The 1,473-nt window shown below is 67.0% G+C and carries 1 protein-coding gene; it reads right to left on the reverse strand.

All coding sequences use genetic code 11. The features are described 5' to 3' along the window. Positions 1 to 197: 197 nt before the first annotated feature. The gene (locus tag ACFY93_RS34515) at positions 198 to 1,430 is read right to left on the reverse strand and encodes an IS4 family transposase (RefSeq protein WP_391365879.1); all 1,233 of its coding nucleotides are present in this window, start codon (positions 1,428 to 1,430) and stop codon (positions 198 to 200) included. Positions 1,431 to 1,473: the final 43 nt, after the last annotated feature.

Consider the following 1,473-nt stretch of genomic DNA (forward strand, 5'->3'; position numbering starts at 1 on the left):
CAATACCGGTTACTTAAGGCTTTTGTTTTCGTTTGACCCGTTTGGGTTTGGTGGCGTCGACGATGGTGATGGCCGGTACGCGTGGAGGGTTTATAACGCGGTGGGCGGCGCGTTTGAGGGGCCAGCTGGCGATTTTGCGTTTGATGACTCGGGGGTTGGACCGGCGGCGTCGCGGCGGCAGGAGGCGTTCGAGGAGTTCAGCGTGGGTGGCTTTGATGGCGCGGGCGAGTCTGCCGGGGGGAAAATGCCGCCTGGTCGGTGACCTGGCGGCGCACGACGCGCAGTGAGCGGGTGAAGGAGATCCGGTCGGGGTCCTGGTCGGCTTGTTGTGCGGCCTGGTGCATCAGGTGCCGGATGGCATGGTGGACGAGGAGGAAGCCGTAGAGTTCCTGCTCGGCTCCGTCGGGGTGCTGCGACCGCAGTACCAGGTGTGAGCCGCCCAGGTGGGTCTTGATCTCGTCGAGGGTGGACTCGAACTCCCATCGCTGGGCGTAGAGGGCGGCGAGTTCCGCGGCGGGGGCCTTGTCCGGCTCGAGGATCGTGGTGATGAGCCGGTAGACGTCCTCGTGGCCGGCGATGGTGTACTCCACCGCGCGCACCGGCACCCCGCGACGGGTGTGGTGGATGTCGCTCCGGTCGAAGATCTCGGTGAGGTAGGAGCCGTCCGACAGCTGCTCGACCACCGGCAGCACGAGGTCTTTGCGGACTCGCCACAGCAGGTCCGCCCCCGTCGCCGCGGCTTTGCACCACAAGTCCACACTGCAGAAGCCACGGTCGGCCAGCAGCAGCATCCCCGGCCGCAGGGACACCAGGACCGCCCGTGCCAGAGCCTGCTCTCCGGTGCGCAGAGCTCCGGTCGCGGCGTCGAAGACTGCGTGGGTGCCGCATTCCACCAGGCCGACCATGCGGATCTGCGGGCGGCCGACGTTCTGTTCGCCCCGCCCGGAGCGGGGCGGACGACCGAATGCCTCCGCGTTCGCCTTCGTGTCGGGCAGGTCGAACGTGGTGCCGTCGATCGCGGTCAGCCGCCAGTCCCGGTAGAAGGCGCCCTGAGTGTCCGGTGTGGCGACCGGACGGCACACCCGCGAAAACAGTTGCCGCAGCGGCGCCACACCTAACCTGGACCTGGCCTTCCAGATCGCCGCTGTACTCGGCACCGCCCACGACGCACGCCAACGGCTCGCACCCTTCAATCCTGCGGTCAGCAGCCGCGCGACCTCTTCATAGCTCTGCCCCGAGAACAGGCACATCGCCAGGACGAAGTAGACCACCAGCCGGGCCGGCAGCAGCCGGTTCCGCTGCTGCACCCGCCCCGTCTCCGCCAACACCTCATCCACAATCGACTGAGGAAACGCCTGCGTGAGCACCCCGACCGCGACTCGGTCCGACAGCCGCTCAACAGATGACTTCAACTGACCCGCTCTCGGCACACCAACAACAACGAGCGAATCGCCCCCTAAGTCACCGGTATTG

It is taken from the genome of Streptomyces sp. NPDC008313, assembly GCF_042956125.1.
Taxonomy (GTDB): Bacteria; Actinomycetota; Actinomycetes; order Streptomycetales; family Streptomycetaceae; genus Streptomyces.